Raw genomic sequence first — 25,075 nt, 5'->3', positions numbered from 1 at the left:
CTTAAGTCCTTTGCGTGAAGTAGAGGCTCGCAAAAATGATGACGCCGCCGGCGAAGGTGTGGACCGTCACGGTTTCCCCAAGCAGCAGGACCCCGAGCACTGACGCCACGAGGGGTTCAAGGTAGATCCACACGGCCGCCTTGCCCGCTTCGAGCCGAGAGACGGCATAGTTGTAGCACAGGTAGGCGCCGATAGTACATGCCAGCGCCAGATACGCAATCGCGACCCACTGTACCGGGGCAAGGCGGCTGAACGACTGCCATCCACCCTCCACTGTGGCCAGCGCGAGGAGCCCGGCCGTGCCTGAGACGTGCACGGCAGAGGTGATCTCCATCGTGGCGTATCGCGAACTCAGTCGCCTGATGGCCACCGTGTATATCGCGAAGCACACTGCATCGGCCGCGAGGCACACGCTGCCGAGCAGGAATCCGGACTCGACCGTGACCGCCAACCCCTTCTGCCCGGCCACCACGGCAACGCCGGCAAGGCCCAGCGCGACGGCTAGCGTCTTCCTCCATCCGAGGGCGGTCCGCTCGACGAGGCTCGCGATGAGGAGAGTGGCAATAGGGATCAAACCCACGACCACCAGAGAGGAAACGCCTGCGTTGGTCAGGCGGACGCCCTGGTACTGTAGCCAGAAGTAGACAGTCACGGCCAGCTGGCCGAGTATCAGGAATGCGGCGGCGTCACGGGGTTCAATCCTCCGCACGCGGAGGTGCTGATGGACCAGCGCAGGGAGCAATATGACCGAGGCCAGGGCGGACCGTGCCACCGAAAGCATGATCGGGGTGAGCGTTGTCACGCCTGCGGGGCCTGCACCAGACCCGGCGACTGATGCGGCGGCGGGATCGAGCACCATCCGCGCTGCCACAAACGAGCCACCCCAGGTCGTAACGGAGAAGAGCAGCAGAAGGTAGACGTTCAGTCTCTTCAAGAAGCAATCACCAATCGGTACTTTTCGCGGTCGCTGCCGTTGAACCTCCACGCCATAAATCAACGCGGGGTATTGCCGGCGGGGACCGGGGAGGCCCACCCGGTGCCCGGGTCTACCAGTAAACGGGCATAACGACACCGCACGCAAGCCGCCTGCCCGATGCGCCGGCCGGCTGCGTGCGGTAGTCGTCCGGGTTCTGGTGGATTATCACTGCGCGGCCGACGACGTCGGCGACGCGGAACCGGTTGGTGAAGAACGACATCCTGGAGTAGCCGCCGTTCGAGAACAGTACCGGGAAATCACCGGCGTGGTTCCCATGCGGCTGGCCGGTTGGGTTCCAGTGTTCACCTGCGCCCTGAAACGGGTTGCCGGGATCACCCACCTCGCAGTTCCCGTTCTCGTGGATGTGAAAGCCGTGGGGGCCAATTGGAGGCCTGTCGCCCTCGGCGGGCCGGTAAGGCGGCAGGCCCGCCACCTGCACGGATACCTCCACGCCCCATGGCACGTCACGGAATACGACGGTTCCATTGATGCCGGGAGCGAGCGGCCCACCTCGGATTGCGGCTACCGCGATGCGGGGTGGGAAGGGCACGACAGGCGGGGTCATCATCGAACGGGTTCCCCCCGGCAACCCTGGCAGGGGCCCTGGCAGAAGCCCTGGCAGGGTGGAATTTATCCTCCGCCACATATTATGTGGCTGCTCATGGGGTTGTGCCCTTCCGGCGTTCCCGGAACCTGCGCACCTTGAGCAGGTTTCCGCAGGTATCCTCGCACCAGCGACGGGAGCGATTCCTGCTCTCGTCGTAGAACACCCAGAAGCAGTCGGGGTTCTCACATATCTTGAAACGCGACGGGTCCCCGTGCGCGAGTACTTCTGCGAATCCCCTCGCTATCTCCGCGCGAGCCCAGTCCCAACCCTTTTCGAGGGGCACCGGTTCCAGGGTGTACCCGCCCCCGGTGGGTACCAGCCGTCTGACGACGGGAGAAAGGGCCAGCACCTTGTTGAATTCCTGGAAGTCTCGGGAGTGAGGCTCGGTGCCTCGCGAGACGGCCTCCACGATCCGCCTCAGCAGCGCCCGCAGGTCTTTCAGTGACGCGCGCACGTTCTCGCCAGGGGTTCCCGCGGCGTCGAGACCCCACCGGGACACGAAAATCTTCAGCCACTCGGGGTCGTCCAGGCGATCCACCCTGCGGCCCGAGCCGCGGTAATCATGCCAGTCGCTGTTCAGGAGGTCGATAGCGGCAATGTCCAAAGAGCGCGATTCCTCCGCAGTGGTTGTCCGGAATACCGTAACTTCCAAAATGGGTATTGACTGTTACCGGCTCCTGACGTATAGTCTAGTTGTGTAACTGGCGTATGTCAAATAAGGCGTTACCCCGGGAGGGATTACGGTGATCGAACGACTCAGAGAATGGGCTGCTGAACGAGGTTACGCCGTTGCCGTTGGGCACCCGTCCGTGCTCGACCGCGCGGCTTCGGACATCAGGGCGCGCTTGGATTCCGGTGAGGTCGCCGAGCAGTTCCGGAACGACATCGTCCCAAAATACGGCTTGCTTGAATCCTCCCGGACCTCTGATGCCACCGCCGTGCTCATGCTGGCAATCCCACGCCCCGCACACGCCATTTCCTTCGAGACGCGGAGCGGCAAGATTGAAGCGATTGTTCCGCCCACGTACGTGCGCTATCCCGAACTCTGGCGGGAGGTTCGCGAACAGATGGATCCGGTCATTCCGCGCGAACGCCTGTCGGATCTCCGCGCGCCCCACAAGGCGGTAGCGGCGAGGCTCGGCCTGACCAGGTACGGGCGGAACAACATCGCTTATGCTCCGGGGATGGGGAGCTATCACCAGCTCGTGGGGTTCGTCACCGACGTCGACCGCGGCGCGAGCCTTCACGATCTCAGGGATCCCGAGATGCAGCCGGAGTGCGAGAAATGTACTCTCTGCCGGCGGGCCTGCCCGACCGGCGCCATACCCGAGAATAGGTTCCTCCTGCACGCGGAGAAATGCCTTACCTGGTTTACCGAGCAGCCGGGCGCCTGGCCCGACTGGCTGTCACCGGCCGCGCACAATGCCATCATCGGGTGCATGATCTGCCAGGAAAAATGCCCTGTCAACCGGGGGAAGTTGAAGGTCGAGCACCTTGAACCGGCGTTCACGGATGAGGAGACGGCCACCATAATGGGGACCGAATTCGACCTGAACGACGCGGTGTGGCGGTCCGTCCAGTCCAAACTCGATTCGATGGGCCTCGGGCGATTCGAGCACCTGGGGAGGAACCTCAGAGCCCTCCTGGAACGCCCTTAAGGCTCGCCAGCGCGCGGCCTCCGCGGGAACACCGCGGTTCCGGCCGCGTGCCCTCTTTTTTGCGGGCCTTTCGAGGGTTATGATGTTGGTGTGGCATGTGATCGTCAGCCGGCACAGCATGACCGTGTAAAGGAGGTCTCGCGATGGCAAGGCGGTTCTACATGGTGGACGTGTTCGCAGAGGAGAAATACGCGGGCAATCAGCTCGCGGTGGTGCGCGACTGTTCGGGGCTGTCGGATGCCGGCATGCAGCGGATCGCCAGGGAGATCAACTTCTCCGAGACGACGTTCATCCTCTCGGAGAAGGAGCGCGAAGGCGGCTTCGACGTGCGCATATTCACCCCTGAGGACGAGGTTCCGTTCGCGGGTCACCCCACGCTGGGCACCGCCTACGTCATCAGGAACGAGATCCTGAATTCGACCGTTGAGCGGGTTTCGCTGAACCTCAAGGTCGGCCAGATACCGGTCACCTTCGGGGAGGGCGGCGACTCCGGGGTACTGTGGATGAGGCAGCGCCACCCGGTATTCGGTCCGGTCCACGACCCGCGGCCCATCGCCGAGGTGCTGGGGCTGGACCCCGCCGACTTCGACGACAGGTTCCCCGTCCAGGAGGTTTCCACGGGTCTGCCGTTTTTCATGACCCCGCTGAAGACCATCGATGCTGTCAGGCGGATCGTCGTCAGGCGTGACAGGCTCATGAATCTCACCGAGAAGACCGAGGCAAAGGACATCCTCGTTTTCTGCCCCGAGACGGTGGAGGAGGGTAACAACCTGCACGTGAGGGTTTTCGTCGAGTACCATGGGATCCCCGAGGACCCAGCCACGGGAAGCGCGAACGGCTGCCTGGCCGGGTACCTCGTGAAGCACGGGTACTTTGGCTCGAGCGAGATTGACGTCCGCGTGGAGCAGGGCTATGAGATCGGCAGACCCTCGCTGCTTCTCCTCAGGGCCAAAGAATCGGAGACCGGCGTTGACGTGCGCGTCGGCGGCAAGGTCGTCATGGTTGCCAGGGGCGAACTCGTCTGACAGAGGCGGGTGACCGGCGGCAGTGCCTGTTGACACGCCCTGGAGCGGACCTTATAGTAAGAGGCGGAGCCGCATGCAGCACGGATAAGTACGGTAGTTCGGTAGGGGCGGTGCTTTGGGGATCGTGACGGGCACCTTTACCGGGTGCCCGTTTATATTTCTTCCAGGCCCGCGTACCACTGCCGTGCGCCGTAGCTTCGCGGTTGGGGGGAGGACGGTGGAATGGTAGAGACGGCCGGCAAAGGGGCAGGGCGAAAGCCGGAGTTGTGGGAGGCCGTTCTGGCCCTGGTGGTGTCGTTCGGTGTGGTGGTGCTCGGGATCCGGCTGAAGGTCGGGATGAGCGCCCCACTGGTCGCGGGGGCGTTCGCGGCGGGGTTGTTCGGCAGCTACCTCGGCTACACCTGGAAGGATCTCCAGCAAGGAATGATGGACGGCATCCGCAACTCGCTTCCCGCGGTAATCATTCTTATGCTCGTCGGCATGGTGGTCGGATTGTGGATACTCGGCGGCGCCGTCCCGACGATGGTCTACTACGGTCTCAAACTGCTCAGCCCGGGCATGTTTCTCGCCGCCGCATGCCTTCTGTGCTGTGTCGTTTCCACGGCGACGGGCACTTCGTTCGGTACGGTCAGCACCGTGGGCCTCGCGCTGATGGGGGTCGGCGAGGGTCTCGGGGTCCCGCTGGCGATGGTCGCGGGAGCGATCGTGGCCGGTGCTTACTTCGGCGACAAGATGTCGCCCCTGTCCGATACCACCAACGTGGCGCCCGCAATGGCCGGCGCCGAGCTGTTCGAGCACGTTGGCTCCATGATGTACACCACCATCCCGGCCCTGGCCGTTTCGCTCGGCCTGTACGCTTTCCTCGGGGCCAGGTTCGCCGGGGGTCATGTCGACTCACAGGCGGTCGGGGCGATCACGGACGCGCTATCGAAGACGTTCCGGATCGGGTTGCTCGCACTGGTGCCGCCGCTCGTTGTGATCGCGCTCTCCGTAAGGAGGGTGCCCGCAATCCCGTCACTATCGTTCGCGGTGGCTTTCAGCGGCGTGTGGGCGGTGCTGACGCAGGGGGCCGACGTTACCTCGGTGGTCAGGGCGACGATGGACGGCTACATCAGCAAGACCGGGACGGTTGCGGTCGACAGGCTGCTTACGAGGGGCGGCCTGAATTCGATGATGGGGACCGTGGCGCTGATCCTCGCGGCCACCGCCCTGGGCGGGATTCTCGAGCGGACGGGCGTCCTGTCCGTGGTCATCGACGCTGTGCTGGAGAGGGTGCGTTCGACCGGCAGCCTCATCGTCTCCGTCATAGCCTCGTGCTACCTGGTCGGCATCGTTTCGGGGAACCAGATGCTGGCCATAATCCTCCCCGGGCGCGCGTTCAAGGACGCGTTCGCGGCGAGAGAAATTCACGCCAGGGTCTTGTCCAGGACTCTGGAGGACGCGGGCACGCTGGGGACGGTGCTGATCCCATGGAGCACAGCTGGCCTGTTCGTCTATGGGATGCTCAAGGTTCCGGCATCGGCCTACGCGCCCTACGCATTTCTCAACTGGATCGTGCCCATATTCTCCGTAATCTACGGATACACCGGATTCGCCATATTCAGGACCAGGTGAGAGGCCACCGTCGAGGGGCCACCAGGTAAGCCAAGACAAGGGGGTTTTCCGATGCCTTGCAGCTGTAAGTCCGTGCGGCCCACGAGCGCCGGCGCCATAGACGTCCACAATCACTTCTACCCGCCTTCGTACCTGGAGGAGTTGAAGAAGGGGCGCGGCGCCGCCACAGTCACCGAAGACAAGGACGGCAACTACATCCTCACTTATGAGGGCGACTACAACGTGATCGTCCCTGGCCACAGGGACATCGAGTTCCGGCGGGAGGAGCTCGACCGCGCCGGGATCCGCGCCCAGATCCTGAGCCTCACCACTCCGGGGACGCACATCGAGACGACGGAGCGGGGTATCAGGCTGGCGAAGATGACGAATGACGACTTTGCCGCCATAACGCAGAGGTTTCCCGGCCGCTTCTACGGCTTTGCGGCTCTGCCCCTCCAGGACCCCGGATCGTCTGCGAGGGAGCTCGAGCGGGCGGTGAAGGAACTTGGACTGAAGGGGGGCACGCTGTTCACCAACGTGAACGGTAAGACGCTCGACGACCCGTCCTACGAGGAGCTGTTCAAGACGGCAAGAGAGCTCGACGCGCCGCTGTTCGTTCACCCGACCACGCCGATCCCATCGGACGCGTTCCTCGACTACCGGCTTGCGGCAACGGTCGGTTTCACCGTGGACACGACGCTCGCCGTGGCCAGGCTCATATTCAGCGGGGTCCTGGACAGGGTGCCCGGCCTGAAGTTAATAGCCTCGCACCTCGGTGGCTGCCTGCCGTACCTGGCCGAGCGGCTCGACAGGGGCTGGGCGGCATACCCCGAATGCAAGAAAGCCTCGCGGGCGCCGTCCTCGTACATAAGGGAGATATACATCGATTGCGTCTCGTTCGAGCCGCTTGCCGTGGACTTCGCGCGAAAGCTGCTTGGCGCCTGGCGCCTCATGGTGGGCAGCGACTACCCGCACCAGATAGGCGACCTGTACAGGTGTACCGAGGTTATCGGGGGGCTCGAAGCGCCCGAAGGGGAGAAGACCGCGATACTCTCGGGGAACGCGGTGGCGTTGCTGGGGCTGTAGAGCCCGGAACAGACATCGTAACAACTGCGGGAGGAATTACTGTCGAGGGGACTCTTGAACGGTCCGCTCAACAACAGCCCCTGTCCAGGACTCACGCGACGAATTCGCCCGCCCGGATAACCAGCCGGTCGTCCAGGTATAGGTCGGGCCTGAGCATTATGCAGTCGATATGAATGCCCGCCTTCACCGTGCCCCCGAAGGTGGAGTTGTCCCCGAAGGCGATGTGGACGGAGCCGTAGATTTTCTCGTCTTCCAGGACCGTCCCCGTCAACCGCGCCCTGTCGTTCGTCCCGATACCGAGCTCGGCGACGTTCCTCGCATCGGGCGTCGCCAGCATCCTCTCCAGCTCCCGGGCCCCCCAGCCGGAGAACGACGATGCTGTTCCCCGCTGGATAGACACCAGAAGCGGGCCCTGCACCTTACCGAGGCCTGCCACGGACCCGTCAACCCACATTTCCCCGTCCGCCGTGCCTTCAACCGGGGCTATGTATGCTTCTCCCGATGGGAGATTGCCCGACTCGCCGGGGTTCAGGAACCTCCCCGTGCTGGCTACCGCCTTGCGGCCGGCGAGGCTCATGCTGAGGACGCGGCCCTCATACACGATGCGCGCCGACGTGGCGTTCGTCAGGAGGCCGGCGACCTTGAGAGTGAGGTCGCTCACCTTCCGGTAGTCCGCGGTCATGGCCCCCTCGTAAAGCATGTCGGGGGTAATGCCGGGCATGGTGGCGATCCTCGAACCCGTGCGGGCGGCCGCAGCCCTGGCCTGCGTGTGGGTGAGGGATTTGGAGGTGGGGCAGAGGACAACCCTTGACGCTGCCATTGCGGCAGCCACGCCGGGTGGCGGTTCCTCTCCGTTCACTAACCTGGGTTTCATCACCGTCATCACGGCGTCGGCTCCCAGGCTCCCCGCTGCTTCGAAGAGGGCCTTTCCGACATCGAGCCTGTCCGTGTCCGTCACGATCAGGGTCGGCTCCCCCGCTGAAAGACCCATGCATTTGACCAGGACGTCCTTACACGCTTCGAGCAGGTTGGCCACGGCGAAACATCCTTCCTCTCTGGATACACAAACGAATGCTGGACATCGCCGTACTACAGCAGCTCGGCGACCACCCTGGCGACGATCGACCGCGCCAGCACCACGGGTACTCCGGTTATCTCGCGCACGGTATCCTTCATGGCGAGCGTGTATCCGATGCAGTCCATGACGACGAGCTGTGCACCCCATTCGCGCAGATTGGCGGCTGCGCGCCCGATGGCCTCGACGGGACCGTAAGGGGACGCCGGCTCGATCCTGACGGCTGATGCCGCCCCGGTCCAGCGCCTGGTCCCCTGAGGGATCTGATCGGCGTCCGGCAGAAGGACGCCCAGATTGAGACCCCCCGCCACCGCTGCCGTTGTGTTGTGGAGCACGCGCTGAGGCCTCACGATCAGCCTGTCGCAATGGAACGGCGGGAACTCGCCCGTGCAGACCAGGGCTATTATTTCCGCCCCCCGGGCGACGAGCCCGTCGATTCGCTCCTGCATCCGGGGGAGTATGTGTCGCTCCGCAATCTTGACCGAGGTCCCATCCGCCATCCTGGTTACCAGCACGTAGTCGTCAGGACCGGGATATAGCCCCTGTACCTCTTCGAGAGTCAGGCCGTCCAGTGCGCCCGCCTCGAGGACCTCGACGTTTCCGCCCAGAATGTCCTTCATCTCGGGGATCAGGTCCACTCGTGGGGACTGACCTATGGTAAGGGTTCCGAGTACCCGTTTCACAACCATCACCGCTCCTTTGAAATCCGGTAGGCGCAAGCCCTATGGCGCCTGCACGACTCGCACCCCGGCCTGCATTCGACCATGCTTTCCGGGACGCCGGAAGTGCCCGCTCCTTTTACGGAATTCACGATCTCCATGAGCCGCGAGATGTCTTCAGCCTCACCTTCGGCGACGAGCGTGGTCCCACCTTCGCAGCCGGAGACGCCCCCACGCCCGACCACCTGGACTTCGACGACGGCCAGCACGCGGCAGGCCTCAACCTCGGTTATCACTCTGCCGTAAACCGGGATGAGCCCCACGGCCATACCCATCGCCCGGTCTACCTTGCTTCTTCCGCAGGCATTGACTGCGTCCTCAATGCAGCCGGGGAAGAGCTTCTCGAGGCCGCACGCGATCAGAACCTGGGTGCCCTGGGCCGCGAGTCCCGCGAGAACCCTGCCGGGTGGCCCCCCGAGAGCGGCGCCTGCCATCATGGCCGCGCCACCGCGGGAATCGATCAGGTTGGCGCCCAGCACCGCCACGTCTTCAGGGCCGAGGGAATACACCACTTCTTCAAGCCGGCCGTCCGCCGCCAGCGGCACGCCCCGTTCGAATACCAGGCAGTGCGGTGCGTTTACTTGTTCCAGGGCCGCCCGCGTGCCCGACGGCGAGATCCTCCCGGAGATCCGTAGTGGCGGGCCGCCGAGCTCCTCGGAAACGGCGCTTACGGTGGTCCCTCCCTTCAGGAAGACCCGGCCGCTAGAGAGGGCCTTCTTCACTGAAGGCATGACCCCGATCGCCTTGGCTATAAGCCTCTTTGCCTCGGCCACGGTGACCGTGAACTGGTAAATCACGCCGCCGTTCCCCCGGGCGTTCCGCCGAGCGTCTGCAGGTGGTTCATCGGACCATAGAGCGCGAGCATTCTCTTGAACTCATCCGGATCGAAGAAGCGGCACTTGCCCTTACCAAACGCTTTGGCTACTTCGATTATGAAACGGACCACCTGTTCCACATCGACCACGTGGCTCGCCCCTGTGGCGCATCCGGGTACCATGCTCTCCGCCGTTATGGCGACGCCGACCACTGGAGCGCGGCCGGCGGTTGCCGGCTGGAGTATGCTGTTGATATGATAGACCCCGTTTCCATACGGGGTGATGTCCTGTATTGTAATCGGGAATGTCACGGGGGCCCTGCCGGTGGTGATGCTCATAATGTCCAGCAGATCCTCGCTAATCCGCAGGATGTAGCCTTCCTTTACGGTTGGGGATATCGCGAACCCCCTGTGGTTGATTATCCTGTTCCCCCTGGTCGTATCCACGGACAGTATAGCATCCATCTCTGGGGCCACCTCATAGTCATTCATCGTGGACATGTCCACGGGGGAACCCATGAACGGCACCGGCTCGTGGGGCTGCGTGGGCGCGTTCGGGCAGATGTGGGTCGCGACGATGACGTCACCGGGGAGGACGTCACCCCTGGCGGACATCGAGGCCAGTTTCAGGGCTGTCCCCACTGCAGCCGCCGCGCCGTCGCCGTCCGACACGAACCCGATCATTTCCGGGCGCGCCCCTATGCCTCCCAGTCTCCCTATGACCCCAAGCGTTGGGGATTGCCCGCCGCGACCTTTACCGGAGTGTCCCGGGATCACCGCCTTCACGAAGTCGGTATAGCCCCGCGGGCCCTCTATACGTGTAGTAGCGACCTGCTCCACTCCCAGCGACCGCAGGAGGTCGACGACGGCGGACCCGTTTACGTTGGGGTCGTCCAGAAGATCGAACGCCTTCAGGGTTGCATTAAAACTCATCCAGTCTCACCTCTCGTCGAACGCGTACTTTATGACCTCTTTGCCCGTCACCTGCTCGACGGTGCTGTAAAGACCCTTATCCTTGACCCCCGCGCCAAGCCTGAGCGCGCTCTTCCGGACGACGACGACCGCCACTTGCTGGCCGGGCTGCAACTCTGCCGTGGATACGGGCAGGCCCGCGTGCACGTCCATCGTCGTGATGAGGTCCGGGAATGTGGCCAGGCGCTCACCGGACCTCTCGAGCGTCATGTACTCGTTCCAGAACACGAGGTCCGTTCCGTCCTCGAGGACGACCCTGCCCACGTCGAAGCCGCCCGCAGTCTCGATATCCTTGGCCAGGACGGTCCCCCTGCAGGCGACTTCTCCGCCCGCCGCGTCCGCCGCAGCCTCGATCCCCGCGAGTGGGGACAGCCTGCCCGCCTCCAGAATCGCGCGGCCCACCCTGACACACTGCAGGACTGCTCCGGGGGCGCCATGCTCGCGGGCGTACGCGGCGCTGACGGGGTTTCTGGCCACGGCCACCAGGCCGCCGGCCTGTACCGCGGCTTGCCTCACCATGGCCGATGCCTTTTCGATCTGGCCCTTGACGAAGACCTCCACGTAGGTCCCCTGCTCGACGCTACCGCCGACGCCCACCTGCAACGACATATAGCCGGGGGCGAGATGCAGCCCCATGGATCCCATCGTCCCGGTGGGGTGCGCCCGCCCGTTGCACGGGACATCCACTACGGGCAACCCAAACGCCGCGGCCTGGACCCACCCGTTCACCGTCGCCAGGGCACCGCACTCGTTCGTGATGAAACCGTGAACCGGTTGGCCGGTGTATTTGAGCAGGAGTTCAACGGCCTTGAGGTAATGATAGGCCTTAGCGTGGCGTCCTTTCGCAGCGGGGGCGCCGACAGCTGATACCGTCAGCAATACGGCATCGGCCGGCACATCCCCGGCGTCGACCAGGTACGGGTCACCGAGGGACAGGGCCAATCCGCCCATTTCCGTTCCTGTCGATGGGGCGCCGCCCCCTCCTCCTCCGTAAAAGCCCCCGCCGAGTACCGCAGCTTCGAGAAGGTCCTGGTTCAACGCAAGTCTGCCCACGGCACTCCCCTCCTTTCTGCACGCGTCAGAATGACACGGCGTGATAGGCGAACAGGCCTTCGGCGATCACGGGGTCAATCACCCTCAGCCCTGTTGCTGCCCTGATCGCGCTCGCCGCCCCGATCGTGGAGAGGCCGGTGCATGCAAGCGCGATCACGCGGGCCCCCTCCCTTTTGAGGCTCAGAGCGGCCTCATTGACTGAAGCGCGCCCCTCTTCCGTGAGGAGGTCGAGCGTAGTGTACACTCCGGCCGGACGCGCCGAGGACACCAGGGAATCCCTCAGAATGGCTCGCATCGCGGCGGGGACTTCCGCCGTTATGCCCAGCGCCCCGACCCTCCCACCGAAGCCGAGCGCGAGAGCCGCCGTCGCTTCGCCCGCGCCGATTACGGGGATCCGGAGCTTCTGTCGCGCCCCCTCGACGCCGGGGTCACCTGCGCAGCTGACCACCACGGCGTCGAATCCCTCGTGCTCGAAGGCGAGGGCCAGCTCGACCACAAGGGGAGAGGCCGTGCCTTCCGTGAGTTCATCGTGGACGCCCTCCGGGTGCGCGGTGATACACCGGGAGGTCACCTCGAGCGAAGGATAGGCTTGCTCGATGATCCTTCCGTGGAGATTGAGCATGTCCGGATCGGAGGTCGTCAGCACTCTAATGAGACCTACCTTCTTCCTGATGTTACTCCCTCCCAGTGGTTCGCATCGGGCACCGGCTGCCTACCGGCTGGCAAAGATGGGGGCAGTCCCGCGCCAGATTGAACGCTTGACTGCCCCGGAAACACATGTTGCACCTATCCGGTAAATGTCTTCAAGAGAGCGCTGGCGAACCCGTAAATCCCGTCGCCCGCGATGAGGCCTGCTTCCCTTACCTCCATCGGTTCGGTCCCTATGATGAGCCGGACTACCACCGCCATCAGAACGCCTATCCCGTAGATCGGGTTCTTTATGAGGAGTCCCGTCGCGAACAGGATTCCGAGGGCCTTGCTGGAACCGCCGATTGCCTGCAGAATTGCCCCTGGAATGGCCCACATTACGAGCTGGCTTATGATCTTTGGGTCGGCTCCGGCCTTGATCGTCGTGGCGAACACACGGCTTACGGGTGGCAGCAGGTCGAGCTTGAAATGCATGTCCATGAACAGCAGGACGACTGCCATGGCTACGATCGCGCCCACCAGTTCGCTGTAGAATTGCTGTTTGCGGCCCTCAAGCTCGTAGGCCGGGTTCTTGCCCCTGCCGCGGAGCAGCCAGCCGGTCTTCAGGTCGTAGCCAAGGTCGGCCAGGCACGGGCCGGTGGATGTGACGTAGCCTGTCAGGAGGGCCAGCGGCACCGCCGGTATGTTCATGAACACCCCGAGAGTGAGGAAGATGACCGTGATCGCGAACCCTGGGAACCAGCCGGAGTGCATGGCGCACATCCCAACCAGTACGGTGGAGACCAGCGCCGAGAACGACGCCCAGGCCACCCACACAAAGATCTGGCCTGCCGACATGGAGGCGAATACACCCGACACCACGGCCAGTACCAGCGAACCCGCTACGAAGAGCACTCCGGATTCCGCAAAGGCCTTCGGGATTGCTCTTGCGCTGACAGTTACACCTTCGTCGAGGGCGCCCGCTCCGGCCGTTGACGTCGCCTTCCTGGAATATCCCTTGATAATGATATTGGCGGCCTGGATTAGCGATACGATACCCGCTCCGATCATGATCCCGTGCGGTATGTACGTCTTACCCAGGTCGATGCTGAACAGCTGCTGGCTGTAGCCCCTGAATATCAGCCCGATGCCCAGGGCGCTCATGGCGAAGATATTCGCTATGAATACAATTCCGATGCCCGCCATGGGCAGCTTGAAGTATGAACCCACAACGCCCGCGACTATACCTTCAAGCAGCCTGCGGGCCCTTTTGCCTCCCTCGTCGCCGGCGAAGATCGCCTCGGCGGTTGCCACACCCGGAGGCCAGGGGCCACTGGCGGGGAACAGGGGGGTGTCGTACGTCCGCCATACGAGCAACATGTCGACGAGCATTCCTATTGCGGACCCGATGGCCATGGGGACGGCAAGATTCCGGTAGCCGAGCAGATAGAGTATTCCGACAGACAAGAGAACACAGTTAGCGGCCCCGAACCCACCCGCGGATGTCATCGTCTGGACCAGGTTCTGGCGGTCCAGTGACCTGAATGCCCTGAACGACCTCAGCGGGATGCGTGCGACGGCCATGGCCACGACGGCGCCAATGATGGACGTGTTCGGAGTAATCCCGAGTTTCGATATGATCTGCATGCATATGGCCCCGGACAAAGCCGCCATGGCCACGCTGACAACGAACGTGGCTGGCTCAAACGCGCTCACATGGAGCCTCTTTCCCGGCTCTGCTGATGTTTCCATACCAACCCTCCCTCCTTAGTCTGAAAAACTGTGCATCTTTGTTCAGCTTCGCCGGAGGACCGGCCACCCCTGTGGAACCTATCCACGAAAAGTCCGGGAGTTTTTCGAGCGTGGTGCACAAAGCGTGGTGTACATAAGGTGGGCCTGGCGGGGCGGCGACTGAGACGGGTACGGCCTGACTGACGGGGTCAACGTCCCTTAATGGAAAGAATGCCTGCCAGGAACGCGAGCCGCAGCCGGAATTGGACTTCCGGATCGTGTACGTTGCAGTCCAGAAGGGAGGCTATCCGCTTCAGCCTGTAGTCGAGGGTGTTGCGGTGTACGAAGAGAACCTGAGAGGTCTTCTTGATCTCGCCTCCACACTCGAGGAAGGCCCTGAGGGTGTCGAGGAGCTTCCTGTCTTCTCGCGCCAGGCGACCGACCTCGCTCTCCCAGTAGCTGGCGAGTACCTGTCCGTCGATGTTCTCCAGGAGTGAGTACGGGGCAAGATCGCGGTAGCACGCTACCTTCCCCCGGCCATAGACTGCCTTTCCGAATTCGAGCGCCGTCTTCGCCTCGGCGTGAGCGGTTGCGAGAGACGAAACCCCAGTGTGGACGAGGCTTATGCCCGCTGAGAACCACCTCTCGTGAGAGGAAACGGCGCGTGTGGAATTCACAATCCTTCTCGCGAGGTCAACAGCGCTTCGGCCCTCCACGCCAGGGGCGCAAGTGCAGATCACCACGATGCTGTCTTCGAACTCGGTAACCGTAGCCCGTGCGCCGTGAAGCCTGCATTCCTCCCTGGCGACATCGACCAGGTATCTTCCGGGGCCCTTCACACGCTGGCGCCCACCATCTCCTGGTAAAGGCCGTTCGCCGGATTCATCCGGTCTTGCGACTATTGCGAAAAACGGGCGTTCGACGTCAATGCCCAGCATCTTGGCCTTCGCAGCCATGATCACGCTTGGTTCAGCGCCGCCCCTGAAAGCTTCGCCAAAGAAGTCCGCCCTGAGCCTCGCCTCGGTCTCCTTGACGGCGTTCATCTTGGCGATCTCCAAGCCGCTCACGGTGGCGGCCTGCTCAGTCGCTCTCAGTTCGTGAGGGGCGAGCGGGCCTTCCTCTCCTGTGTCAACCACCACGAAAGCAAGCAGCGTTCCGGCGCTTCGTATGGGCACGACGGTGACCCCCTGGTCGCAGCGGCTTATACCCTGTTCCCTGGGATCTCCCTTCAGGACCCGGGCCACGGCTTCTCTCAGTGCGGCCGGAATGGAGTCAGCCGGCGATTGGTCCGGCGCGGCGGGGGGTCTCTGGCGGGCGCTGCGAACATCGGACCTCGCGAGAACGCGCATGCCGTCGTCCAGGATGTATACCCCTGCGTTCAGGACCTCCGACAGGGCCGCGGTTATCGAGTCGAGCCCCTTCTCTTCCAGGATCAGCCGGGTCAGCTTTCGGTGGACGTCCGTCTCGTACTGCAACTCGCGAACCTGTTCATTAAGGATTTCCGACAATAGCGGGTGTGTGATTTCGATGTAAGGGAGGTCCCCGGGGAGTTCTATGAGGGGGAGGCCCTCTTCGTTTGACGCGCCGATCATTCCCTGCGGCATCGAGCCGAGGAAACGGCTCGGCTTGACGGCCAACCCCGAAGCGCCGCTCCTTGACAGGTTGCGCACCAGATCGATCTGGGCCTCCGGGTCTTCACGAATCGCGTATGCGCACGTTATTACCAGCTCATCCGGCCGGAACCAGCCGGCCGCGTCGGGGACCTCCATAATATCGACGTACCTGATGACGCGGTCCAGCCCTGCTTCGCCGGCCGCGAGGCGCGCTCTGGCCAGCCCGCCGATCTCAAGGGCGCGCCGTACAGTCACCCCACGCAAGACCACCCCCTGTAGGAACGGTGGTGCGTCCTTGTCGCTGCTACTCTGACCTGGCGTCAATCCTCGGGCACGGGTTGGCCCCTGGAGATTGTGAGGACGATTCGACAGGAACCACGGGTTTTCCTGGGAAGCGAACAAGTGGATTCTTGCTGCCTGCAAGGAGCGGCGCGCCCCAGAACGATCTGACCCGGCACCAGATGGGCGACCTGTACAGGTGTACCGGGGTCATCAGGGGGCTCGAAGCGCCCGAAGGGGAGAAGACGGCGATACTCTCGGGGAACGCGGCGGCGATGTTCGGGTTGTAGGCGCGCCATCGCCAGCGCATCACGGGGATGTACAGGGGCGCCGGTCAATCAGGCCGGCGCCCGCAGTGGCTACCCGCCCGAAATAGGAGGAGATATCAAGACCTCGTCGCCGTCCGCTATGACGGTGTCGGGGCCGGCGCCCGAAAGGATGTTGGCGCCGTTCACGAGGATCTGGTAGAAAGAGGGGCCGCCTGGGTAGGCCACCGCGCACACCTCTTTACCGAACCGGCGCCCGAACCGGCCCTCGAGCTCGGCCAGGAGGCGCCTGACGGTGACCGGGGTAATCGTGGTATGGGTAAATTCGGTCGCGCCGGCAATTTCCCTGACCCCGCCTATCAGTTGCACCCTTATGTCGCCCATGGTTTCAGGCCAGTCCTAGCTCGGCCAGCTTCTCTTTCGTCGGGATGCCCTTGCTGACGTCCCAGCCCCTGGCCTCATAGTATTCGTCTAGCATGACGTCGAGGGGGATGACCATGCCGGCCGAAGGCCCCTCGGGGATGGGCTCCCTGAGGAACCTGTCCGGCAGAGTGTCCTGGCTGCGGCCGAACCCCTCACGTGTGTTGTAAAGCCGTTCGAGGTTCGTGATCCGCTCGCCGGCTTTCATAAGACAGGTTTCCGTGAACTTCAGTCCGGTTGCTGGCTCGATGAGCGTCGCGAGCTGGGACGGCTGGAGGTAAGCGGTGCGGGTGAGGAACTTGCACACGCCGATCGAGTCCACGATCGCCCTGGCGTCCTCGCACCACTTGATCATCCTGCCCTTGCCCTCGGTCGCGGTGCGGTCGACAGCCTTCGTCGTGCCCCACAGCTCCAGGGCGCGTTCCGGGGTGAAGCAGTATTCCACCACAGGGTGCGCCCTGAGGTGGTCGGCGCCGCGGTTCGCAACGGCGAACGCGAGGCCCCAGCCCATCAGGCCCCTTGGGTCCGCCGTGATCATCGCCTGACCCTTAACGCACATGGCGTACCGCTCCGCGCCTCTGCCGATCTCCTTGGCCGCATTGAACGAGCCCTCCGCGAGGAGGTTGCCCACGCCCTTCCTGCGCGCCATCTGGTCGAGCAACTCCAGCACGACCACGCCGTTGCCCCAGGTTACGTCAAGTCCATCAACTTCGCTTTCGGAGACGAGCCCCCTTTCGCGGCATTCCATCAGGAATCCGATCGCGTCGCCTGCGCCGATAGTGTCGAGGCCCAGGCGGTTGCATGCGAGATTCGCCTTGAGAACCGTCGGGAAGTCCATCACGCCGAGCCGGGGACCCAGCGCGCCGATTGATTCGTACTCCATGCCCTCCTCGGCGTGGCTACCTTCCACCCGGTAGAAATGGCTGCAGTGGATCACGCAGTTGTAGCATCCCTTTGCTTTCACTGAGTGTTCGTTTATGAACGTATCGCCGCTCAGCGGCTCAATGTCGGGCACGTACGACCTCTGAAAGTTGTTGACTGGAAGGACCCCCCGGGAATTGTACACGCTGACGAGACCCGGAGTGCCGTACTTGCTGAAGAGACTGAACGACATGTCGGAGACCTTCAATTCCTTGACCCGGTCGAGCATCTTGAACGCGGCTTCCGGCGACGCGGTCCGGAGGCTTCCCGAGCCGCGGACGGCCACCGCCTTGAGGTTCTTGGAGCCCATAACGGCGCCCACGCCCGACCGCGCCACCGCGCGACTCAGGTTGTTGATGATACAGGACACCTTGACCAGGTTTTCACCCGCGGGCCCGATGCACGCCACCTGGACGTCGGGGTCTCCGATCTCTATCTGTATTCGCGAAGTCGTCTCGGCCGTGTCGAGACCCCACAGGTGGGATGCGTCGCGGATCTCCACGCGGTCGTCCTCGACGTACACGTAGACCGGGGATGGAGCCTTCCCGCTGAAAACGATGTGGCTGTAGCCCGCGAACCGCATCTCGGGGCCGAAGAAACCGCCGGAGTTCCCGTCGCCGATGGCGCCCGTCAGCGGTGACCTGGTGGTCACGGTGAACCGGCTGGAACACGGCACCACGCTGCCGGTGAGCAGCCCGGCGCCGAATATTAGCGGATTGTCCGGGCCGAGTGGGTCCTCGCCACCTTTGGTCATCTCGTACAGGAGCCGCGAGTTCAGGCCCCTGCCTCCGAGGTAGGCGTTCACGCGGGATTCGTCGAGGGGGCTCGATGAGATTTCCTGCGCCGGAAGATCGATCGTGAGTACGTTACCGTATGGTGATCTCACCGGTCAGACCCCCTTCGATTCCGCGACAGCGACGAATTCGACAAGCCTGCCTGCCCCGAGCCTGCGCTTGCGGGGTCCGATACGCGACGCCGGCAGGTATTCGATCGCGCCCGCGGGACAGTACCTCGCGCATCTCGGCTCACCGCCGCACAGGTCGCACTTCCGCGGCTCGCCCTCCGGCGTGAGCGAGATGCCGCCGAACGAACACGCCTGCACGCACAGGCGGCAACCGATACACCGGCCCGGGTCGATGATGCCGGTCCCATGCGCCCCGGTGGGGCGTATCGCCCTGCTGGGGCAAACCTCCCTGCACGCCGGCCTGTCGCAGTGCGCGCAGAGGATGGGGATGTCGGTCCCCTTGATCTCGTCCTTGATTACGGACACCCTCGATAGGCTGGGCGACACCACCCCATCGTGGAACAGGGCGCACACTGTTTCGCAAAGCCTGCAACCGGTGCAGCGCTCCTGGTGTACCACCAGAAGACTCCTTGAAGTCACGAGGACCTACTCCTTTCGTACGCCGAGCGTCACGCCGGCCCGCGCGGAAAGCGCGCTACGCCCGCTACCCGAGCAGCAGCCTCGGGAGGAACAGCACCACCGACGGCACGTAAGTGACTATCAGAAGCACCACGACCATGATGAGGATCATGGGCATGATGGGTCTGACGACGCGGGCGATCGGGACCTTTCCGATGGCGCACGCCGTAAACAGGGTAAGTCCGACCGGTGGCGTAGCCATGCCGACCACGAGGTTTATGCATATTATCGGCCCCAGGTGCAGCGGGTCCACGCCGACCGCTGTCGCCAGCGGAACGAGCGTGGGGACGGTCATTACCAGGGCCGAGGATGTATCGATGAAACACCCGATGATCAGCAGGAATACGTTAACGATGAGCAGTACGAAAAAGCGGTTGTTGGTAACGGACTGGAACAGGGCGATGACCTTCTGGGGCACCTGTTCCGCGCTCACCAGCCACGCGAATATCGCCGCGTTTGCCAGGATTATCATGACCAGCGCGGTTGTCGTGGCGGAGCACTTGAAGATCGCCGGGAGATTGGTGATCTTCAACGACCTGTAAATCACGAGGCAGACGAAAAGGGCGTAGACGACGCTCACCACGGCCGCTTCCGTCGGCGTGAACACCCCGCCAAGGATGCCGCCGAGGATCACGACCGGCATGCCGAGCGCCCACGCTGCGTCGAGAAACGCCTTGCCGATGCTCTTGTGCGCCCCGCGTTCCGAGAGCCGTCGCACCCCCACGCGCTTGGCGTGGAGGTAGCTGATTATCATGAGCCCGACGCCGATCATGACGCCCGGGACAAACCCCCCGAGAAACAGCGCGGCTATGGACGTCCCCGTCATCGCCCCGTAAATGACCATCGTAATGCTGGGGGGTATGATCGGCCCGATCACGCCCGACGAGGCCATCAGTGCGACGGACCACTCTCGCCCGTAGCCTCGCTCGACGAGGCCGGGCAGTATGGCGCCGCCGATCGCGGCGGTGGTCGCCGGACCGGATCCGCTTATCGAGGCAAAGATCATTGACGCGAACGCGCATGCCATGGCCAGCCCGCCCGTAAACCGGTCGAGGAGCGCCTCGCTGAGGTCGATCAGGCGCGCCGATATGCCGCCGCGATGCATCAGGTCACCCGATAGTATGAAGAATGGGACCGCCAGGAAGACGAATGAATCGACTCCGCTGAACATCTGCTGGACGGTCATGAGCAGCGGGATCCGCGGGTTCGCCAGGAGATACAGTATGGGCGCCGCGGCCAGAGAGAACGCGATCGGCACGTTCAGGGCCATCAGAACGAGTAGTGACGCGATCAAGAACAACACAGCTTTCCCCCCTATTCCCGCAGTACCCTGGCCGCGTTCCACAGTACCTCGACGAACATGAAGAACGCTCCGACGGGGATCGCGGCGTAGGGGATCGACATGCTCAAGCGCATTGCGGGCGAGAGCTGCCGCGTGACGAACGACACGACCAGGCGCCCCTGCCACATCATGAACCCGAGGAGTGTCAGCAGGATTGCCGAACTCAGCAGCGCGACCACGCGGCGCGCCTGCCTCGGGAGCGTAGAAGTCACCGCGTCCATTCCCAGGTGCGCGCCCGCCCGGAACGCCAGGGCGGAGCCGAGGAACGTCAGCCAGATGAATGCATATCTCGCCACCTCCTCGGACCATGTTGGGGGGGCTGAGAAGACGTACCTGGCGACGACCTGGTAGAAGCAGACCACCGTGGCAACCGACAGGAGTACCACGCAAGTCCAGTCCACCAGGCGATCCATATAGGCCTTGACCTTATTCATAACCGGCGCTCCTTCGCGGAGTATTGGACCCGGGCAAGCCGCTCGCGAAGACGCAGCCGGCGGCTTGCCCGGACAAAGGGGGGCTGCCCCGAATGCTACTTGACAGTGACCCCGATCTCGGCCGCTACCTTCTTCAGGAGGTCCTCGCCACCCGAAATCTTTCTGGCGACGTCCATCCAGCTGGCCTTGACGATCTGCCTGAACGGCGCGATGTCGGGCTCGATGATGACAACACCCGCCTCGATCAGCTTCTTTTTCGAGTCGGCCATCTGCTTCAGTATCAGGTCGTTCTCGAACACCAGCGCTTCCTTGGTAGAGTCGACGATCGCCTTCTGGACGTCCTCGGGCATCTTCGCGAGGGCCTTTTCGCTGACCATCCACATGACGATGCAGTACACGTGGTTTGTGAGCGAATAGTACTTGGCTACCTCGTAGTGCTTCGAGTTGCAGTACAGGTCCATCAGGTTCTCCGCGCCGTCCACGACCTTCTGCTGCAACGCCGTGTACAGCTCGCCGTACGCCATCGGCAGCGGGCTCGCGCCCAGCGCCTTGAAGATGGCGAGGTGAGCGGGGTTCTCCATGGTGCGGATCTTCATTCCCTTCAAGTCGGCGGGGGCCTTGATGGGCTTATGCGCGTAGACGCTGCGGAAGCCGTACCTCATCGTCCCGAGGCGGCGGATCCCGACGGCCGACATCTTCTTGGCAAGCTCCTGCCCCACGGGGCCGTCGATCACCTTCATCGCCTCGTCGACGTCCTTGAACAGGTAGCCCAGGTCGAGCACCGCGAACTCGGGGACGAAGTTGGCCAGCGAACCCGAGGTGATGATGCCCATCTCGATGGAGCCCATCTGGAGACCCTCGAGGATGGCCCGCTCGCTGCCTAGCTGCGAGTTGGGGAACGCCTGCACTTCGACCTTGCCGTCGGTTTTCTTCTCGATCAGTTCCTTAAACTTCAGGGCGGCGATCTGGTAATGGTGCGACGGGTCCACGACGTGGGCGATCTTGATCGTGATCTTCTGGGGCTTCGGCGCGGGTTTGGGTGCTTCCGCGGGCTTGGGCGCCTCAGCCGGCTTCTGCGCCGACTGGCTGCCGCCGCAGCCGCTCACGGTGAGAATCACTGCGGCTATGATGCTAACGGCGATGGCTTTCCTAAACACGGCTGTCTTCACCCTCCTTCGTTTGTTCGTAGCATGACTGCGGCCACATTCGATCCGCGTTCTCCGCGGGCCTCACCCCCTCAACGCCAGCCTGAGCCTGGCTGCCCGCTCATCGATGGCGGGTTTCATCCGCATGAACTTGCTTCGAATCCTCTCTCCCCGTTCCAGCGCCTCGCGCCGGACCTTCTCCTCCGACACGGTGGTCATGACCCCGTTGACCATGACCGGATGACCCTCAATGATCACCGTCTCGACGGCGTCCGAGGGTTTCCCATGGACCAGCTGCCAGAACAGGCTGTTGTCGGGCGTGAGGGATAGCGATCTGGCGGGGTTGAGTATCACGATGTCCGCGCGTTTTCCCGGCGATATAGACCCGAACCTGGCCGGGCGGCCGAACGCGGTGGCTCCTCCCGCCGTGGCGATGCGGAAGACGTCCTCCGTGGTGAGCCATCCCTCCGGGGCGTCATCCAGCCTGTTGTGGATCATCGCGGCGAGCTTCATCGAGTCGAACATACTGGGGTTCCCGCACGCGTTGGCCCCGTCGGTCCCCAGCGCCAGGGGAGTGCCCGCTTTTCTGTACTTGTTCACGGGCGCGATGCCGCTCCCGATGAGGAAGTTGCTCGCCGGATTGTGCACCGCGATGGCGCCGCGGTCCGCGGCGAGCGAGATCTCCTCGTCGTTCAGCCACACCCCGTGCGCCAGTGATGTGTTTGGGCCCAAGGCGCCGAGCCGGTCCAGGTGCCGGACCATCGGGACGCCGTAGAGCCGTTCCGCCGTCTGGGCCTGAGCCCGTGTCTCGAGGACATGGGTGTGAAGGGGCGCGCCGTATTCTCTGGCCAGGCGGGCGCATTCGGTGATGAGACTGTCCGAGCACCTCTGGGGGCCCGAGGGGCCGAATCCCACGGACAGACGTCCCCGCCTGCCGTTCCACTCGCGAAACAGGTCAACCGTCATGGATATGAGTCCGGCAGCCGGCGTTACGGTCGGCGGACCGAGCAATTCCTCCGCCGTGGCGTCGTCGAGGGGGAGCGTGCTCGCGTATGTCTTGTCACTGATCATTGGAGCGATGCACGCCCGCATCCCGGCGCCCCCATAGGCCTGCATCGCCGCTCCAAGGGCTTGGCGTCCCTGGGCCAGGTGGTCGATGACCGCCGTGGTCCCTGTCCGTATCATCTCGACTGCTCCGAGCATGGCGTTCCAGTACATGTCGTCCGGCGTCAGCAGATTTCCCTGCTCCATTATGTATAGCATCCACTCTTCCAGCGGGACAGTAGGCGCCAGGCCCTTCACCAGGTTGGCGTACGAATGGTAGTGAGCGTTGACGAGCCCCGGAATGACGGTCTTTCCCTCGGCGTTGATGACGATCGCCCCGTCTATGGCCCCGTCGCCGCCCGTCGCGCGGCCACCGGCCGCCCTGCCACCGGTCCCGCCGGACGGGGGGCGGATCTCGGTGATCGCGCCGTCCACGACGATCACGTCGGCCTTCGCGACGCTGAAGCGGTTTTCGCCATAGACTACCAGCCCACCCTCGATTATCAGCCGGTCCAGTGTTTCCCCTCCTCCGTACTCGTTCAATGGGCCGCGCCGACGAGCGAGTTTATGTCGTCTATCCCGTTTGTGGTCGTGAACTCGCGAAGCCCTTCGAGGGCCCTCGGCACGGCCATGGGGTCGAAGAAATTGACAGTCCCGAGCGCGACTGCCCTTGCACCCGCGAGCATGAACTCGATGACATCCCTGGCGTCGCAGGCGCCACCCATCCCGATTATGGGAATGCGCACCGCCTTGTAAACCCTGTAGATCATGTACACCGCCATCGGCCTTATGGCGGGCCCCGACAGACCGCCCGTGCGGTTACCGAGCACGGGCTGGCGGGTATCCACGTCTATTACCATCGCGGGAGGAGCGTTGATCATCGCGATCGCGTCCGCCCCAGCGTCCTCGCATGCCTTCGCCACCTCAACCACGCGGCCGTAATCAGGCGGAAGTTTCGGGATCACCGGCAGGGACGTGGCCTTCCTCACCTTATCCATCAGGCTGGCCGCCGTCTTCGCGTCCGATCCGAACGCCAGGCCGCCCGCCTTTATGTTCGGGCACGACAGGTTGAGCTCGACACCCGCCAGGAAACCGAGCGAGCCGGCCCTCTCGGCCATCCCGGCGTATTCGTCCTCTGTCTTGCCGACCACGCTGAGGATCACCGGAATGCCCAGCGCCCTCAGCCGCGGTGCATCCTCCCTTACGAACGCGTCCCACCCCTTGCTTGGGATGCCGACAGACGTCACTACCCCCGATGGGACCTCAGCGGTCCTCGGCGGCGGGTTGCCCGGCCACGTGTGCATCCGGATGGTCTTGGGAACGTACGCCCCGAGGATGTCGAGCGGGTACAGCTCGCCGTAATCCAGGTTGTGGGTGCCCGAGGCCACCATCAAGGGGTTCTTCATGCTTATGGGGCCTATCCGCACTGATAGGTCAGGCCTCACTTCAGGCAACCCCGCACACCTCCCAGGCCCAAAACACGGGACCCTCCTTGCACACCCGTCTGTATGCCTTCGCGTCGCGCTTTCCGGAGGTGAACGCCTCGACGACGCACCCCATACACGCGCCCATGCCGCACGCCATGTGCTGCTCGAGCGACACCTGAGCGGGTATTCCGTGTCCGGCTGACCACTGGTAGACTGCCATCGCAAGGCGCCTCGACCCGCAAGTGTAGAACTGGTCGACCTGCCTGCCGGCGAGCCTCGCGCCGAGCCCGTCGGTGACGAGCGCGGTCCCGCCGTGGACCCCGTCGTCGGTGTGAAGCGCGGTCTCGCAGCCGAAATAGTCCAGGAGTTCTGTTCCCGTCACGGCGTCCTTGTTGCTGAAACTCGCCAGCGCCAGGACATTGACTCCCCTGCGCCTGGCCTCCTCAGCCAGGGCCACAAGGCCGGCAATGCCTATCCCACGGCTCACCGTGACGATCGTCCGCGCGTCTTCCGGTATTGCGTAGCCGTTGCCGAGCGGCCCCAGGACATCCACGAAGGCCCCCGGCTCCAGCCCCGTCATCAGGTCCGTGCCGCGGCCGACCACCTTGTACAGGATCTCGATGTACTCCCTGTCCGGCAGGATCCGGTGGAAGGTGAAGGGCCGTCTTAATACAGGGTCGAGCCTGCGGTTTACCCTCAACATGCAGAACTGACCGGGGCGCGCCGTGCCCGCGAGATCAGGCGAACGCAAGGCCATGTTCCATACCCCGCCAGCGACTTCGCGGTTATTCATTACCTCACACTGGACCTCGACCAAAGGATTCC

At 63.7% G+C, this 25,075-nt stretch carries 25 protein-coding genes; 5 read left to right on the top strand and 20 right to left on the bottom strand.

Annotated elements, in window-relative coordinates; genetic code table 11:
• Position 1: 1 nt before the first annotated feature.
• The 3 genes from HPY55_02755 to HPY55_02745 form a co-directional block, all read right to left on the bottom strand.
• Positions 2-934, bottom strand: a complete 933-nt coding sequence (locus HPY55_02755) for an EamA family transporter (GenBank protein ID NPV69552.1) — start codon at positions 932-934, stop codon at positions 2-4.
• A 112-nt stretch (positions 935-1,046) separates the two neighbouring features.
• The gene (locus HPY55_02750; protein NPV69551.1) at positions 1,047-1,544 is read right to left on the bottom strand and encodes a superoxide dismutase family protein; all 498 of its coding nucleotides are present in this window, start codon (positions 1,542-1,544) and stop codon (positions 1,047-1,049) included.
• A 91-nt stretch (positions 1,545-1,635) separates the two neighbouring features.
• Complete coding sequence (locus HPY55_02745; protein ID NPV69550.1) at positions 1,636-2,187, bottom strand: hypothetical protein; 552 nt, start codon at positions 2,185-2,187, stop codon at positions 1,636-1,638.
• 139 nt (positions 2,188-2,326) lie between these two features.
• Here HPY55_02745 and HPY55_02740 point away from each other — a divergent pair, with 139 nt between their 5' ends.
• The 4 genes from HPY55_02740 (at position 2,327) to HPY55_02725 (ending at position 6,945) form a co-directional block, all read left to right on the top strand.
• The gene (locus HPY55_02740) at positions 2,327-3,241 is read left to right on the top strand and encodes a hypothetical protein (protein NPV69549.1); all 915 of its coding nucleotides are present in this window, start codon (positions 2,327-2,329) and stop codon (positions 3,239-3,241) included.
• Between the two features lie 143 nt (positions 3,242-3,384).
• Positions 3,385-4,266: a PhzF family phenazine biosynthesis protein gene (locus HPY55_02735; protein NPV69548.1), complete on the top strand. Its 882-nt coding sequence runs from the start codon at positions 3,385-3,387 to the stop codon at positions 4,264-4,266.
• A gap of 222 nt (positions 4,267-4,488) precedes the next feature.
• Positions 4,489-5,880: a Na+/H+ antiporter NhaC gene (gene nhaC, locus HPY55_02730; protein NPV69547.1), complete on the top strand. Its 1,392-nt coding sequence runs from the start codon at positions 4,489-4,491 to the stop codon at positions 5,878-5,880.
• 51 nt (positions 5,881-5,931) lie between these two features.
• Complete coding sequence (locus HPY55_02725; GenBank protein NPV69546.1) at positions 5,932-6,945, top strand: amidohydrolase family protein; 1,014 nt, start codon at positions 5,932-5,934, stop codon at positions 6,943-6,945.
• A 91-nt stretch (positions 6,946-7,036) separates the two neighbouring features.
• Here HPY55_02725 and HPY55_02720 read toward each other — a convergent pair whose 3' ends face one another.
• The 8 genes from HPY55_02720 to HPY55_02685 form a co-directional block, all read right to left on the bottom strand.
• Entirely contained in the window at positions 7,037-7,936 is a 900-nt protein-coding gene (locus tag HPY55_02720; protein NPV69545.1) for an aminopeptidase, read from the bottom strand.
• A gap of 98 nt (positions 7,937-8,034) precedes the next feature.
• The gene (locus HPY55_02715; GenBank protein ID NPV69544.1) at positions 8,035-8,709 is read right to left on the bottom strand and encodes an AroM family protein; all 675 of its coding nucleotides are present in this window, start codon (positions 8,707-8,709) and stop codon (positions 8,035-8,037) included.
• The gene (locus HPY55_02710; protein NPV69543.1) at positions 8,709-9,536 is read right to left on the bottom strand and encodes a hypothetical protein; all 828 of its coding nucleotides are present in this window, start codon (positions 9,534-9,536) and stop codon (positions 8,709-8,711) included. The genes HPY55_02715 and HPY55_02710 overlap by 1 nt, the downstream gene beginning before the upstream one ends.
• Entirely contained in the window at positions 9,533-10,486 is a 954-nt protein-coding gene (locus HPY55_02705; GenBank protein ID NPV69542.1) for a DUF1177 domain-containing protein, read from the bottom strand. Before HPY55_02705 ends, HPY55_02710 begins: the two co-directional genes overlap by 4 nt.
• 6 nt (positions 10,487-10,492) lie before the next feature.
• The gene (locus HPY55_02700; protein ID NPV69541.1) at positions 10,493-11,578 is read right to left on the bottom strand and encodes a DUF917 family protein; all 1,086 of its coding nucleotides are present in this window, start codon (positions 11,576-11,578) and stop codon (positions 10,493-10,495) included.
• A 25-nt stretch (positions 11,579-11,603) separates the two neighbouring features.
• Complete coding sequence (locus HPY55_02695) at positions 11,604-12,200, bottom strand: hydantoin racemase (GenBank protein NPV69540.1); 597 nt, start codon at positions 12,198-12,200, stop codon at positions 11,604-11,606.
• 164 nt (positions 12,201-12,364) lie between these two features.
• Complete coding sequence (locus HPY55_02690) at positions 12,365-13,957, bottom strand: peptide transporter (protein ID NPV69539.1); 1,593 nt, start codon at positions 13,955-13,957, stop codon at positions 12,365-12,367.
• 188 nt (positions 13,958-14,145) lie between these two features.
• The gene (locus HPY55_02685; protein NPV69538.1) at positions 14,146-15,813 is read right to left on the bottom strand and encodes a hypothetical protein; all 1,668 of its coding nucleotides are present in this window, start codon (positions 15,811-15,813) and stop codon (positions 14,146-14,148) included.
• A gap of 146 nt (positions 15,814-15,959) precedes the next feature.
• On the opposite strand from HPY55_02685, the gene HPY55_02680 reads away from it, so the two are divergent.
• Entirely contained in the window at positions 15,960-16,118 is a 159-nt protein-coding gene (locus tag HPY55_02680; protein ID NPV69537.1) for a hypothetical protein, read from the top strand.
• A gap of 69 nt (positions 16,119-16,187) precedes the next feature.
• Here the strand turns inward: HPY55_02680 and HPY55_02675 are convergent, their stop codons facing one another.
• The 9 genes from HPY55_02675 to HPY55_02635 all read right to left on the bottom strand — a co-directional run bounded on the left by HPY55_02675 (position 16,188) and on the right by HPY55_02635 (position 25,067).
• Positions 16,188-16,478 carry a MoaD/ThiS family protein gene (locus HPY55_02675; protein ID NPV69536.1) on the bottom strand — a complete coding sequence of 97 codons (291 nt, stop codon included), beginning with the start codon at positions 16,476-16,478 and terminating at the stop codon, positions 16,188-16,190.
• 4 nt (positions 16,479-16,482) lie between these two features.
• A complete protein-coding gene (locus tag HPY55_02670; GenBank protein NPV69535.1) occupies positions 16,483-18,321 on the bottom strand; it encodes an aldehyde ferredoxin oxidoreductase family protein in 1,839 nt (612 codons plus the stop codon).
• Between the two features lie 3 nt (positions 18,322-18,324).
• Positions 18,325-18,819 carry a 4Fe-4S dicluster domain-containing protein gene (locus HPY55_02665; GenBank protein NPV69534.1) on the bottom strand — a complete coding sequence of 165 codons (495 nt, stop codon included), beginning with the start codon at positions 18,817-18,819 and terminating at the stop codon, positions 18,325-18,327.
• Positions 18,820-18,883: 64 nt separating this feature from the next.
• Positions 18,884-20,161, bottom strand: coding sequence for a TRAP transporter large permease (locus HPY55_02660; GenBank protein ID NPV69533.1), 1,278 nt, complete (start codon positions 20,159-20,161; stop codon positions 18,884-18,886).
• A gap of 11 nt (positions 20,162-20,172) precedes the next feature.
• Positions 20,173-20,634 carry a TRAP transporter small permease gene (locus HPY55_02655; GenBank protein ID NPV69532.1) on the bottom strand — a complete coding sequence of 154 codons (462 nt, stop codon included), beginning with the start codon at positions 20,632-20,634 and terminating at the stop codon, positions 20,173-20,175.
• Positions 20,635-20,729: 95 nt separating this feature from the next.
• Positions 20,730-21,803, bottom strand: a complete 1,074-nt coding sequence (locus HPY55_02650; GenBank protein NPV69531.1) for a TRAP transporter substrate-binding protein — start codon at positions 21,801-21,803, stop codon at positions 20,730-20,732.
• 60 nt (positions 21,804-21,863) lie between these two features.
• Entirely contained in the window at positions 21,864-23,366 is a 1,503-nt protein-coding gene (locus HPY55_02645; protein NPV69530.1) for an amidohydrolase, read from the bottom strand.
• The gene (locus tag HPY55_02640; protein NPV69529.1) at positions 23,363-24,277 is read right to left on the bottom strand and encodes a dihydroorotate dehydrogenase; all 915 of its coding nucleotides are present in this window, start codon (positions 24,275-24,277) and stop codon (positions 23,363-23,365) included. Before HPY55_02640 ends, HPY55_02645 begins: the two co-directional genes overlap by 4 nt.
• Positions 24,270-25,067, bottom strand: coding sequence for a dihydroorotate dehydrogenase electron transfer subunit (locus tag HPY55_02635; GenBank protein NPV69528.1), 798 nt, complete (start codon positions 25,065-25,067; stop codon positions 24,270-24,272). The genes HPY55_02640 and HPY55_02635 overlap by 8 nt, the downstream gene beginning before the upstream one ends.
• Between the last annotated feature and the right edge of the window lie 8 nt (positions 25,068-25,075).

Source organism: Bacillota bacterium (genome assembly GCA_013178305.1).
Classification (GTDB): Bacteria; Bacillota; Sulfobacillia; order JABLXB01; family JABLXB01; genus JABLXB01.
The sequence above is the reverse complement of the archived record's forward strand: the minus strand, read 5'-3'. Positions and strand labels throughout refer to the sequence as shown.